This is a genomic window from Niallia yueguangensis (assembly GCF_052663115.1).
Window position 1 is genome coordinate 1 of sequence record NZ_JBQTCX010000042.1, and the last position, 12,644, is coordinate 12,644.

Consider the following 12,644-nt stretch of genomic DNA (forward strand, 5'->3'; position numbering starts at 1 on the left):
CATATTTTTAAACTATTCCGCAGTAGCTCAGTGGTAGAGCATTCGGCTGTTAACCGAACGGTCGTAGGTTCGAATCCTACCTGCGGAGCCATTTTTATTTATAGAAGAATTTTTTTGATATGTTAGCAAAGTGCTTCCATAGCTCAGCAGGTAGAGCACTTCCATGGTAAGGAAGAGGTCACCGGTTCGAGCCCGGTTGGAAGCTTAAATAAAAGCATTGATATAAAGCCATTTCTCTTAATTGAGAGATGGCTTTTTTATGCTTAAAATTTCGTTAAACTGACCAAACAATTGACCGATTTATTTTTTGCCCCAATAGCTCATGACAAGCTAGAGAATCTTTATTTATTATCTAAACATCCTGTAATCGGTTGTCGAGTTATCATAATAATCCCTATGAAAACAAATAATACACCGATTAAATGTCCCCATTGAAAAGTTTCGTGAAGAAACAGATAGGACAGAAGCAGTGCAGAGTTGGCGATTACACCAGTGAACACTGCAGATGTACTAACTGGAACCTTTGACACTCCGTAGTACCAAAATACAAATCCAATAACTGTAACAATTAATGCGTAATAAATAATGTATATCCAGTCCGCAAAGGTTGGCTGTGAGAAATCGAAGGATAGTGCGTCATAGATTGCAAAAGGCAAAAATAGAACAAAACCTATAATAGTAGCAAAAGTAGCTATAGCGAGTGGTGATAGTTTGTCCGATAGTACTTTTGCGATAATAGTAAATAAGGACTCGCCAATAAGGGCACCAAAAATTAATAGAGTTCCTATCCAATTCGGAACTTCATGGTTAATCGCTTGCGTATTGCTGCTGAGCAAATGAATGAGTGAAATGCCACAGACAGCTAGTAGAATGGCGAGCCATTGAGACCGTGAGAGCCGTTCTTTTAAGAAGAAAAAGGAGATGAGAGAAATCACCATAGGGCTTGTGCTAGTGATGATGCCGCTCTCTGTTGCAGATGTGTATTGCAACCCATACAAAAGCAAAACACTAAAGCCAAATACACCAGTCAACGATAGGAGAACCAATGAAAAAATGTATTTAGGTTTAATTTTCGGAAATGGTTTCTCGGTTATATAAAGTAGCAACAGTAATATGGCTGCTGCTATGCCGTAGCGAATAGCAGATGCTAAATAGATAGGGAAGCTCTCTACTATTAATTTGCCAACGACAAAAGAACTGCCGACCGTTGTCATTGCAATGGTCATTGATAAATAGGCTTTCATATTGTTTTTCATGTTACTATCCCCTTTGCTGATTTAATAGTTCAAGCTTTACGATAATTCGTTCTTAGCATCTTTTTAAAGAACGCCGCTGAAGCATGTAGTGCTTGTAATCTTCAGGGTGTTTAGAACTTTCTGTTATTACCTTAACATGTTAAAATCATGGATATTAGCACCACCTTGACCCTATTTTTATGGTGCCATTTGGGCGGAAAGGAAGATACATGTTTTGGATATCTATTAATCGGTCATCTGATATTCCTTTGATTCGACAGGTTTATCAGCAAATAAGAGAAAAAATTTTAAATGGACAACTATCATCAGGAGATAAATTGCCATCAACGAGAGAAGTTTCTTCTGAGTTAAAAGTTTCAAGAAATGTTATTTTAGAAGCGTACGAGCAATGCTTGCTGAAGGGTATTTAATAGCACGGAGAGGTTCAGGTACATATGTTGCTGAAGGAACGTATTTAGAACAGCATAAGCAAATACCACACTTTTCAACTTTAAAGGAACATTCCAAGGATTCGGTTGATAGTATCGATTTCCGATCCGGAATACCAGCATTAGATTTATTTCCTCGTAAAACATGGTTAAAGTTAGCGCATATAGTATGGAATGATATTAATTCTTCAACGTTTGGCTATGATGTTCCGGAAGGACGTCCGGAATTAAGAGTAATTTTGGTACGATATTTGCAAAAAACAAGAGGAGTTTTTTGTGACCCGGAACAAATTGTGATTACTTCAGGAGCAGTCCAAGCTTTAACCCTTGTCTCCAAGCTAATATTATCCCCTGGTGATGATGTGCTCATGGAAGACCCTATCACCAATGATATTCAAACGATTTTTAAAAATACCGGTGCTTCCATTTGTCCAGTACCAGTTGATAATCATGGGATAATGACGTCTATGCTGCCTGTGAATAAAAGTCCAAAGCTTATTTTTACAACTCCTTCTCATCAGTTTCCTTTAGGGGGGACTTTATCGATTCAAAGAAGAATTCAACTCGTGCAGTATGCGCGGAATAAAAAATGTTATCTTGTTGAGGATGATTATGACAGTGAATTTCGCTATGAAAGTATGCCGATAAGCTCTTTACAGGGGTTGGAGCCAGAGCGTGTAATATATGTAGGATCATTTAGTAAAATTTTATCCCCTGCTCTTAGAATAGGATATTTAGTGTTGCCGCCGTGTTTGATAGAAAAATGTAGAAGATTAAAATGGTTGACTGATTTACATAATCCTTCATTAGATCAGCTTGTCTTAGCTCAATTTATTTCAGAGGGGTATTTAGAACGGCATATTAGGAAAATGAAAAAAATTTATAAATATCGCAGAGATGTCCTAATCCATGAATTAAAATCAACCTTCGCAAATGAAATTAATATTTTCGGTTATTCGACGGGGCTGCATCTAATTGTTGAATTTAAGCAGTTGCTTCGAGTAAAAGAACTTGTTGAGGAGGCTGGAAAACTAGGAGTAAAAGTGTACCCAGTGGAAGCGCATTTTATAGAAAAAGGAACGTATTCTAATCAATTGATTATAGGTTATGGACATTTAGCAAAAGAGGAGATTAAAAAAGGTGTAAGCAGGCTGCATACAGCATTATTTCGATTAAGTTAGATAACCCCCATTTAGGGGAAAGGCTTGTGCCAAATGGATGAAGGATGCTATGTTTTTATACAGAAAAAGGGAATTATTTCTTATTAAATCTGAAAATTTAAACTTTTTATTTTTGCTTTACAAACCTATTTCTTTTTTATATAATAAATCTTGTCAGTTGGGACAACAACAAAAAAGTAAATACGGCCCATTGGTCAAGCGGTTAAGACACCGCCCTTTCACGGCGGTAACACGGGTTCGAATCCCGTATGGGTCACCAAATGGAGGATTAGCTCAGCTGGGAGAGCATCTGCCTTACAAGCAGAGGGTCGGCGGTTCGATCCCGTCATCCTCCACCATAATTATTTATGACAAAAAAATCGCCTTATCGATTTTATCATAAAATAATAAGTAATCACAACATGAATAAACTTCTTTTAAGAAGAGATACTAAATTATATTGCCGGTGTAGCTCAATTGGTAGAGCAACTGACTTGTAATCAGTAGGTTGGGGGTTCAAGTCCTCTCGCCGGCACCATTATGGAATATTAAAATGATTTTTAATATCGGAGGGGTAGCGAAGTGGCTAAACGCGGCGGACTGTAAATCCGCTCCTTCGGGTTCGGCGGTTCGAATCCGTCCCCCTCCACCATTTAAAAATTGGACAACATAGATATGTCCTTTTATTTTTTTGTTGGGCTATAGCCAAGCGGTAAGGCAACGGACTTTGACTCCGTCACTCGTTGGTTCGAATCCAGCTAGCCCAGCCAAGAGCCATTAGCTCAGTTGGTAGAGCATCTGACTTTTAATCAGAGGGTCGGAGGTTCGAATCCTCCATGGCTCATCCATAAAAAAACCAAGCACTTTTGTGCTTGGTTTTTTTATATATGCTGTTTTCTCACAGATTGTTGGTTTTTACGTAAGAAAATGGGAGAAGAAGTACTCAGCAGACTGAATACACGTAGACTCCTGTGGGAATACGAGAAAGACGAGACCCCACAGGAGCGTATGCGACGAGGAGGCTCGACGCTCGCCCGCGGAAAGCGAAGTGTATTCAGGCTGCGAGTTTAAAAGCAACATTCTATACGAAAACAGCCTTTATATACAAAGGCATCGAAGTAACGGTTTATCGTACAGCGGAAACTTCTCTGCGGGGAAATTTGTAGAGGGTAACCCGATTTTGGATGACCGAAATAAAACCGCTATGGTGGCGGTTGCTTTTGGCTTTTATGTTTGGGGGAAAGCTTTTATAACACCTTAATAAGAAGGTATCCTAAAAAAAGGGAATCTGTGTACGATCTTATTTGTATGTTAATTGTAATGATTATCGTACATGATAGTAACGCTTAAGCTCTTTTTTGGATACCTTTTCTGAAGTTAGTAAAATGATCCTATTTAATTTTTTGCTTTATTATATTTAGAAAGTAGAAAACTGTTGTATTTATTTAATAATTCATCTAACTCGGTGCTTATGTTAATAACTCTTGGATGCGAAAAGGACGTGTGATTTGCAAGATAGATCAGTTTCTCACGATGTTCTTCAATATCCTGGAGCAATTTCTTTTCAGACATAAGCTTCCCCCTCAATCCGTTCATTATTTTTAATAAGTGAGTGTTCAAAAAGGAGGACAAAAATAGTCGAGGAGTTCAAGGAAGTGTAGCTTAGTGCACTGGACTTTCACAGGATATGGCGGCTTCAATGTTGCTCACAGGACGTGAGCGTTTTTTAATTGAAGATCCTGTGTTAATACGAGAAGCAGATAACAAACTGACGCAGAAATTCGACAGCTATTTTTCCTGAACTTTTTGAACAACCTCTATATGTCGATTTTCTTGATTTTACCATAATATTCGTTTTTTTATAACTAAAAATAAAATTATTTTAACAAATTGTGTCATAATTTGTTAAAATAATATCAAGTCTATCAAAAAAGTGAAAAATACATATATTTTTTAAAATTTTCTCTATTGGGGAGAAAATACAACTTATTAAAAAACATAAAAATTTTTAAAAACAGTGATGAAAAAAAGTGAAACCTTTTCCGCTATCGATACGTATTATCGATTAGCCGCATTTAGAGCGGAGGTAAAATAGATGGAAGCCATAGTAAAAAAAAGGATTAAACAAGTATTAAAAGGGGATCAGAATGCCTTTGGCGAAATTATAGAAATTTACAAAGACAAGGTATTTCAGATCTGTTTTCGAATGCTTGGAAATCGTCATGAAGCAGAAGATATGGCACAGGAAGCCTTTATTCGCGCATATGTTAATATAAGCAGGTTTAACATAGAATTAAAGTTTTCGACATGGCTATATCGGATTGCTACAAATCTTTGTATAGATCGTATAAGAAAGAAAAAGCCGGATTATTATCTTGATGCAGAAGTTCCAGGTACAGAAGGGTTAAATATGTATTCCCAATTAGCAGCTAATACAAGACTGCCAGAGGAAGATGTCGAAAGTCTAGAATTGCAAGCATTGATACAGCGGGAAATATCGAAACTACCAGAGAAGTATCGAGCGGTTATTGTATTAAAATATATCGAGGAGCTTTCTTTAAACGAGATAAGTGAAATTTTAGAGCTTCCTTTAGGAACAGTAAAAACACGCATTCACAGAGGAAGAGAAGCATTAAGAAAACAATTACGGTATGTCTGATAAAGAAGGTGAAATGTATTGACTTGTCCAACAAGAATTATTGAATATATGCATGAATATCTCGATGATGAAATGGATTTCAGCCATAAAGAAGAATTGAAAAAACATTTGCAGGAATGTAATGACTGTTCCACGCATTTTCATGAATTAAAGAAAACAATCGCCTTAGTCCAAAGCACATCACATATACATGCACCAGTTCATTTTACGGAAAAAGTGATGGCAAAGCTGCCAAAAGAACAAAAAAGGGCAACGTTCAAAAGGTGGGTAAGACACCATCCGCTTTTTGCTGCGGCATCCTTATTTATCATATTAATGGTTTCCAGCTTATTATCTGCATGGAACGAGGATCATCAATTTTCTGTTTCTAAAAAAGAGAACTTAGTTGTGCAAAATGATACAGCGATTGTTCCAGAAGGGAAAGTAGTGAAAGGTGATATTACCGTTCGGAATGGTAATATAAAAATCGAAGGACAAGTTGATGGGAATGTAACAGTAATAAATGGTAAAAAATACATGGCATCAGCTGACCAAGTAACTGGAGAAATAAAAGAGGTAAATGAAGTATTTGACTGGTTATGGTATCACATGAAAAATACTTTTTCCGATATTATCGACGTTTTTAATGGTGATAATCAAAAGGAAAAAAATAGTCTCCCTGCATTTTAATTGTAGGGAGCTTTTCTTTATGAGAAAAGGTACGGAACTTCGCCTGAATGGTGTTAGCGTCTACCATTGCTTGTTTCTAATGAAGAATAAACAGTTAATTATTTGTTTTTAAGAAAAAAAGGCATATAATAAGGAAGGTCTTTATTTTTACAACATGATTACTTGCTAGTGCCTCTAAATTGGTACTAGAACGAAATATGATATAATATGTTAATTGTAGGTTATAAATGGTGTTCAAAAAAAAGGAAAATCAGAGCGGTGAAGGTTAAGGTACGGAATTCATAATCCCAGAGCGCAGTGGAGCATTGCAGAGACGACATAATGAAGAGATTTGCAAGCTTGTTTTCCTAGACTTTTTGAACAACTTCTTATAAACAATTAGGATACTTTTGAAATATATACTTTGGAGGAAGGAAAATGTCGTTAGCAGATTTCCATTTTTTAAAATATTTAGCGAATACAGTAGACATTCTCCTTGTGTGGTATGTCATCTATAAATTAATCATGATTATTAGAGGGACAAAGGCAGTACAACTGTTAAAAGGAATCTTTGTCATTCTTATTGTCAAACTATTAAGTGATTATTTTCAACTGCAAACATTAGGCTGGATGATGGAGCAGGTCATCTATTGGGGGGCATTGGCCATTATCATTATATTCCAGCCGGAGTTAAGGCGGGCCCTTGAGCAATTAGGACGCGGGAAATTCTTCTCCAGAGGCGGTATGCAGGAAGAAGAGATCCAGGAAAATGTGATTGAAGCGATTGTTAAAGCCGTTGACTATATGGCAAAACGAAGAATTGGAGCACTTATATCGATTGAAAGAGAAACAGGTATGAGTGATTATATTGAAACAGGCATTTCCTTAAATTCAAAGATATCTTCCGAATTGCTAATCAATATTTTTATTCCAAATACGCCTTTGCACGATGGGGCTGTTGTTATCCAAAGAGCCAATATAGCAGCAGCTGCTTGTTATCTTCCTTTGTCTGAGAGTCCCTTTATTTCAAAAGAATTAGGGACGAGGCATCGAGCAGCTTTAGGAATAAGCGAAGTGACAGATAGTATAACGGTTGTCGTATCAGAAGAAACAGGAGCTATTTCTATTACGAAAAATGGAGAGCTTCACCGTGAATTAAAGTTGGATACGTTTAGAGAAATGCTGTCAAGCGCCTTAGTTTTACCTTCTACCAAACAAGCTTCTGCCGTAAAATGGAGCTGGAAGGGGAAGAGAAATGAATAAACTATTTGATAAAATTATAGATAGTAAATTATTTATGAAAATCATAACCTTTGCCTTGGCACTTTTATTATTTTCTTCTGTATATGACCCAGATAAAGATTCAAGTGATGTCAATGTACCAGGAGATAATGGTACGGATGTAGTAGAGAATGTTCCAGTGAAAGTGTATTATGATACAGAAAATGTAGTTGTAACGGGAGTTCCTAAAACGGTGGATGTTACACTTAGTGGACCAACAAGTCATGTACAGGTTACGAAAAAGAAACGGGATTTTGAGGTGTTTGTCAATTTAGCGAATGCAAAGATCGGGACAAAAGAGGTAAAATTACAAATTAAAGATTTATCCGATAAGCTAAAAGCTAAGATTAATCCTACTAATACTGAAGTAACTGTAAAAGAAAAAGTAACAAAAGAATTTAAAGTAGAAGCAGAATATAGCAGTAAATCAATTGCAGATGGCTATTCAGCAGAAGCAGCATCTATCAATCCGGGTACAGTAAAAGTAACAGGTGCGAAGGATGAAATTGATAAGGTAGCTTATGTTAAAGCAAATGTAGAAGTAAATGGCTCAACATCGCAATCGATTGAACAACAAGCAGCAATTTCTGTTTTAGACAGTAGACTAAATAAATTGGATGTACAAGTAGAACCAGAAACAGTAAATGTAACAATTCCTGTCAAAAGAGTCAGTAAAAAAGTTCCGATTAACATAGTGGAAAAGGGGTCGCCGCCTTCTAATGTGACGATTGACTCGATCACATTGGATACAAAAGAAGCTAGTATATTTGGAACGGAAAATGTGCTGAAAAATACGGAAAATGTTAGAGTTGAGGTCGATTTAAGTAAAATTGAAAAAGATGAAACATTATCATTGCCAATTATCATATCTGATGGTATTACATCAGTTGATCCTGAACTAGTAAATGCAACCGTAAAAGTAACACTTGCTAAAGAAAACAACGAAGAATCAACTGAAGAAACAAATGCAGAACCAGAACCAGATCCGGAGCCGGAATCAGAGTCAGATGAGACTTCTTCGGCTGAAAAAACAAGTTCAAAAACATTGGCAAATGTTCCGATTAGTATACAAGGATTAGGAAAAAATCTTACAGGCAGTATTACCTCTCCTGAAAAGAAAAGTACAAATATAGAGGTCACAGCCAAGGATTCGATTTTAAAAGGAATCAAGGCATCGGATTTTTCCATCTATGTAGATGTTACTGGTTTGGAAGAGGGAGAACATGAAGTGCAAATAAGCGTCGATGGTCCAGAAGACACGAGTTGGGAGCTGGCAAGAGAGACAGCAAGTGTATCTATTTCTACAAAAGGTGCTTAATAAGGTTTTATTATAGTTAGAAGGAGCGATTAATTAGATGGGTAAATATTTCGGTACGGACGGAGTGCGAGGGATTGCAAACAGTGAACTAACGCCGGAAATAGCATTTAAGCTTGGAAGATTTGGTGGTTTTGTACTAACAAAAGATCAAGAGCGGCCAAAAGTATTAATTGGTCGTGATACTCGTATATCTGGCCATATGCTGGAAGGGGCTCTAGTGGCAGGTTTACTATCAATTGGTGCTGAAGTAATGCGCTTAGGCGTTATTTCAACACCAGGAGTTTCGTATTTAACAAAAGTATTAGGAGCTCAGGCAGGTGTCATGATTTCTGCTTCGCACAACCCTGTTGCTGATAATGGGATTAAATTTTTTGGTCCAGATGGTTTTAAGCTGTCAGATGAACAGGAATTAGAAATTGAAGCGTTAATTGATCAAGAAAATGATTCATTGCCAAGACCAACTGGTGCTGACTTAGGACATGTCGACGATTATTTTGAAGGCGGACAGAAATACCTTCAATTTTTAAAACAAACAGTAGAGGAAGAGTTTACAGGCATTCATATTGCGCTAGATTGTGCACATGGTGCAACATCATCTTTAGCGATGCACTTATTTGCTGATTTAGATGCAGATATTTCCACAATGGGAGCATCTCCTAATGGGTTAAATATAAATGATGGGGTTGGTTCCACTCATCCAGAAGCGTTAGCAGCATTTGTAAAAGAAAAAGAAGCAGATGTGGGCCTTGCGTTTGATGGAGATGGTGATCGTTTGATTGCGATTGATGAGAATGGGGAAACAGTTGATGGCGATCAAATCATGTATATTTGTGCGAAATATATGAAGGAAACAAATCGGTTAAAGCAAAACACGGTGGTTTCTACTGTAATGAGCAATTTAGGTTTTTATAAAGCGTTAGAAGTCCATCAAATCGCCAGCATTCCTACAGCAGTCGGCGACAGATATGTAGTGGAAGAAATGCGTAAAAACGGGTACAATCTTGGCGGAGAACAATCAGGCCATATTATTTTCCTAGATTATAATACAACAGGTGACGGATTATTAACGGGGTTGCAGCTTGTCAATATTATGAAAGCAACAAACAAACCGCTTTCCGAGCTTGCTGGAGAAATGAAAAAATTCCCGCAAAAATTGGTGAATATTAAAGTAAGCGATAAACATCATGTAACAGATAATGAAAAGGTGAAAGAAGTCATTACAAAAGTAGAACAAGAAATGAATGGAAACGGCAGAATTCTAGTCCGTCCTTCTGGAACAGAACCTCTTGTCCGCATAATGGCAGAAGCACCTACGGAAGACTTATGCGATGCATACGTAAATATTATTGGAGAAGTAGTGCAAGAGGAGATGGGTCAAAAGGGAGGATAGATCCTTCTATTCATACTATGTCCAATGGTACAATAAAAGTACTTTTGCATATTATATAGGGTGAGGAAAATATGACATTGTTATTTTTCCTTCACCCTGTTTGCTTTGAAAGAGGTTGTTTATAAACAGATGTAAGAATTTTATGTCAAATACAACCAAACGAATAGATAGTATTTGACGAAATGTTTTGATGTAAGGTATGATTAACTTGCTTTTGTGAAAAAGCACTATTTTTTCACAAGGAGGATAGAGGTTTTACAAAGGAATAAAGCGCCTGGACTAGTAATGGACGACACAAATCTAGTTGACGAGGTGGAGGTTTATCGAAATTTCGGCGGATGCCTCCCGATTGCATTAGCCAATCGTTGGTTCTTCTTTAAAACATTAAGGCAACTTAATGGACAAAGAGAAGAGCATGCTAATAATCTGTGTTCAAAAAGGGAACAAATTAGAAGCAAGAAGGTCGAGGCGGCTTAGCTTTGAGCAACGGAACGTATGCAATTAGATACGTGAGTAGCGGAAAAGCAAGCCAACGAAGAGATTCGCCGCTTATCATTTGGTGACTTTTTGAATATCTGCTAATAACAAGGATTTTTATGAACATAAAATATTTCAGAGATAGGGGAGCAAGTACGGCCCCTAAAACCGGCTTCTTGCTTCCCTAGAACGGAGGAAAAGAAGTATGTGCGGAATAGTTGGTTATATTGGAAACCTGGATGCGAAAGAGATTTTATTAAAAGGGCTAGAAAAGCTTGAATATAGAGGATATGATTCTGCGGGCATTGCCGTAAGCAATGGAGAAGGCGTCCAAGTTTTTAAAGAAAAAGGACGTATTGCAGACTTGCGAAATATTGTCGATGAGGATGTATTTGCACCAACAGGCATCGGCCATACACGTTGGGCAACACATGGAGTGCCAAGTCAATTAAATGCACATCCACATAAAAGTGCATCAGACCGTTTTACGATTGTTCACAACGGTGTGATTGAAAACTATGACTTGCTGAAAAAAGAATATCTTGCAGATGCAGTGCTGAAAAGTGATACGGATACAGAAGTAGTCGTACAATTAATCGAGCGTTTTGTTGAAGAAGGCAACGATGTAAAAGAGGCTTTTGTACAAACGTTAAAGCTATTAAAAGGTTCCTATGCAATTGCATTGCTGGACGAACAAGATAAAGATGTTATTTATGTTGCTAAAAATAAAAGTCCACTTTTAGTTGGTTTAGGCGACAGCTTTAACGTTGTAGCAAGTGACGCAATGGCGATGCTGCAAGTGACGGATACGTATGTAGAACTTGTTGATAAGGAAATTGTGCTTGTTTCAAAAGACGAGGTTACCATTGAAACTTTAGACGGTGAGGTTGTTTCTAGAGAAGCATATACAGCAGAATTAGATGCCAGCGATATTGAAAAAGGCACATACCCGCATTATATGCTGAAAGAAATAGATGAACAGCCTGCAGCAATCCGTAAAATCATTCAAGAATACCAAGATGAAGATGGAAAGCTCACGATAGATCCTGCCATTGTAGAAGCAGTGAAGGATGCTGATCGTTTATATATTATTGCAGCTGGTACATCCTATCATGCAGGATTGCTTGGCAAACAGTTTATTGAAAAGCTAGCACAAATACCTGTCGAAGTTCATGTTGCCAGCGAGTTTGGCTATAATATGCCGCTGCTTTCTGAAAAACCATTATTTATCTTTATTACACAAAGCGGCGAAACGGCAGATAGCAGAGCAGTATTAGTTCAAGTAAAAGAACTGGGGTACCCAACGATTACGATTACGAATGTACCTGGATCCACTTTATCCCGTGAAGCAGATCATACCCTTTTATTATATGCTGGACCAGAAATTGCGGTTGCTTCTACAAAAGCGTACACAGCACAAATGGCCGTTCTTTCTATTCTTGCGGAAGTAACAGCGAAAAGCAAAGGCTATGAACCTGATTTTGATTTAATTCATGAGTTAGGCATCATCGCTAATAGTATGGAAGTTATTTTTGAAGAAAAAGAAGAAATTGAAAACATTGCAAGAGAATATTTAGCATTAACTCGCAATGCATTCTTTATTGGCCGTGGAATTGACTATTATGTTGGGTTAGAAGGCTCATTAAAATTAAAAGAAATCTCCTATATCCAAGCAGAAGGTTTCGCAGGTGGCGAATTAAAGCACGGAACAATCGCTTTAATAGAAGAGGGCACACCAATTATCTCATTAGCAACACAAGAAAGTGTTAACCTAAGCATACGCGGAAACGTAAAAGAAGTAGTAGCGCGCGGTGCAAATCCATGCATCATTTCCATGAAAGGCTTAGAGATGGAAGGCGACCGCTTCATCATTCCAGCAGTGCACGAACTGTTAACACCCCTTATCTCTGTTGTACCACTACAATTAATCGCCTACTACGCAGCACTACACAGAGGCTGCGATGTAGATAAACCACGTAATTTGGCTAAGTCTGTTACGGTGGAGTGATTGTTGAGGATGAAAGATT

At 37.5% G+C, this 12,644-nt stretch carries 8 protein-coding genes, 8 tRNA genes and 1 pseudogene; 15 read left to right on the forward strand and 2 right to left on the reverse strand.

Annotated elements, in window-relative coordinates; all coding sequences use genetic code 11:
- Positions 1-16 precede the first annotated feature (16 nt).
- Positions 17-91: transfer RNA gene (locus ACTYA4_RS21715), tRNA-Asn, on the forward strand.
- A gap of 41 nt (positions 92-132) precedes the next feature.
- Positions 133-205: transfer RNA gene (locus tag ACTYA4_RS21720), tRNA-Thr, on the forward strand.
- A gap of 136 nt (positions 206-341) precedes the next feature.
- Here ACTYA4_RS21720 and ACTYA4_RS21725 read toward each other — a convergent pair.
- Positions 342-1,256, reverse strand: coding sequence for a DMT family transporter (locus tag ACTYA4_RS21725; RefSeq protein ID WP_443483634.1), 915 nt, complete (start codon positions 1,254-1,256; stop codon positions 342-344).
- A 209-nt stretch (positions 1,257-1,465) separates the two neighbouring features.
- Here ACTYA4_RS21725 and pdxR point away from each other — a divergent pair.
- The 7 genes and pseudogenes from pdxR to ACTYA4_RS21760 all read left to right on the forward strand — a co-directional run bounded on the left by pdxR (position 1,466) and on the right by ACTYA4_RS21760 (position 3,688).
- Positions 1,466-2,865: pseudogene (gene pdxR, locus ACTYA4_RS21730) on the forward strand (MocR-like pyridoxine biosynthesis transcription factor PdxR).
- Between the two features lie 184 nt (positions 2,866-3,049).
- Positions 3,050-3,124: transfer RNA gene (locus tag ACTYA4_RS21735), tRNA-Glu, on the forward strand.
- 3 nt (positions 3,125-3,127) lie between these two features.
- Positions 3,128-3,203, forward strand: a tRNA-Val gene (locus ACTYA4_RS21740).
- A 103-nt stretch (positions 3,204-3,306) separates the two neighbouring features.
- Positions 3,307-3,382 (forward strand) — tRNA-Thr (locus ACTYA4_RS21745).
- A 30-nt stretch (positions 3,383-3,412) separates the two neighbouring features.
- Positions 3,413-3,496: transfer RNA gene (locus ACTYA4_RS21750), tRNA-Tyr, on the forward strand.
- Positions 3,497-3,539: 43 nt separating this feature from the next.
- Positions 3,540-3,614: transfer RNA gene (locus tag ACTYA4_RS21755), tRNA-Gln, on the forward strand.
- 1 nt (position 3,615) lies between these two features.
- Positions 3,616-3,688: transfer RNA gene (locus tag ACTYA4_RS21760), tRNA-Lys, on the forward strand.
- Between the two features lie 551 nt (positions 3,689-4,239).
- Here ACTYA4_RS21760 and ACTYA4_RS21765 read toward each other — a convergent pair.
- Positions 4,240-4,416, reverse strand: coding sequence for an aspartyl-phosphate phosphatase Spo0E family protein (locus ACTYA4_RS21765; RefSeq protein WP_443483633.1), 177 nt, complete (start codon positions 4,414-4,416; stop codon positions 4,240-4,242).
- A gap of 523 nt (positions 4,417-4,939) precedes the next feature.
- On the opposite strand from ACTYA4_RS21765, the gene sigW reads away from it, so the two are divergent.
- From sigW to glmS, 6 genes are all read left to right on the forward strand, one after another.
- Complete coding sequence (sigW, locus tag ACTYA4_RS21770) at positions 4,940-5,503, forward strand: RNA polymerase sigma factor SigW (protein ID WP_443483632.1); 564 nt, start codon at positions 4,940-4,942, stop codon at positions 5,501-5,503.
- Positions 5,504-5,521: 18 nt separating this feature from the next.
- The gene (locus ACTYA4_RS21775; RefSeq protein WP_443483631.1) at positions 5,522-6,172 is read left to right on the forward strand and encodes a zf-HC2 domain-containing protein; all 651 of its coding nucleotides are present in this window, start codon (positions 5,522-5,524) and stop codon (positions 6,170-6,172) included.
- Positions 6,173-6,589: 417 nt separating this feature from the next.
- Positions 6,590-7,414 carry a diadenylate cyclase CdaA gene (cdaA, locus tag ACTYA4_RS21780; protein ID WP_443483630.1) on the forward strand — a complete coding sequence of 275 codons (825 nt, stop codon included), beginning with the start codon at positions 6,590-6,592 and terminating at the stop codon, positions 7,412-7,414.
- Positions 7,407-8,750, forward strand: coding sequence for a CdaR family protein (locus tag ACTYA4_RS21785; RefSeq protein ID WP_443483629.1), 1,344 nt, complete (start codon positions 7,407-7,409; stop codon positions 8,748-8,750). The genes cdaA and ACTYA4_RS21785 overlap by 8 nt, the downstream gene beginning before the upstream one ends.
- Before the next feature lie 37 nt (positions 8,751-8,787).
- The gene (gene glmM / locus ACTYA4_RS21790; protein ID WP_443483628.1) at positions 8,788-10,140 is read left to right on the forward strand and encodes a phosphoglucosamine mutase; all 1,353 of its coding nucleotides are present in this window, start codon (positions 8,788-8,790) and stop codon (positions 10,138-10,140) included.
- A gap of 682 nt (positions 10,141-10,822) precedes the next feature.
- Positions 10,823-12,625: a glutamine--fructose-6-phosphate transaminase (isomerizing) gene (gene glmS / locus ACTYA4_RS21795; protein ID WP_443483627.1), complete on the forward strand. Its 1,803-nt coding sequence runs from the start codon at positions 10,823-10,825 to the stop codon at positions 12,623-12,625.
- The last annotated feature ends 19 nt before the right edge of the window (positions 12,626-12,644 follow it).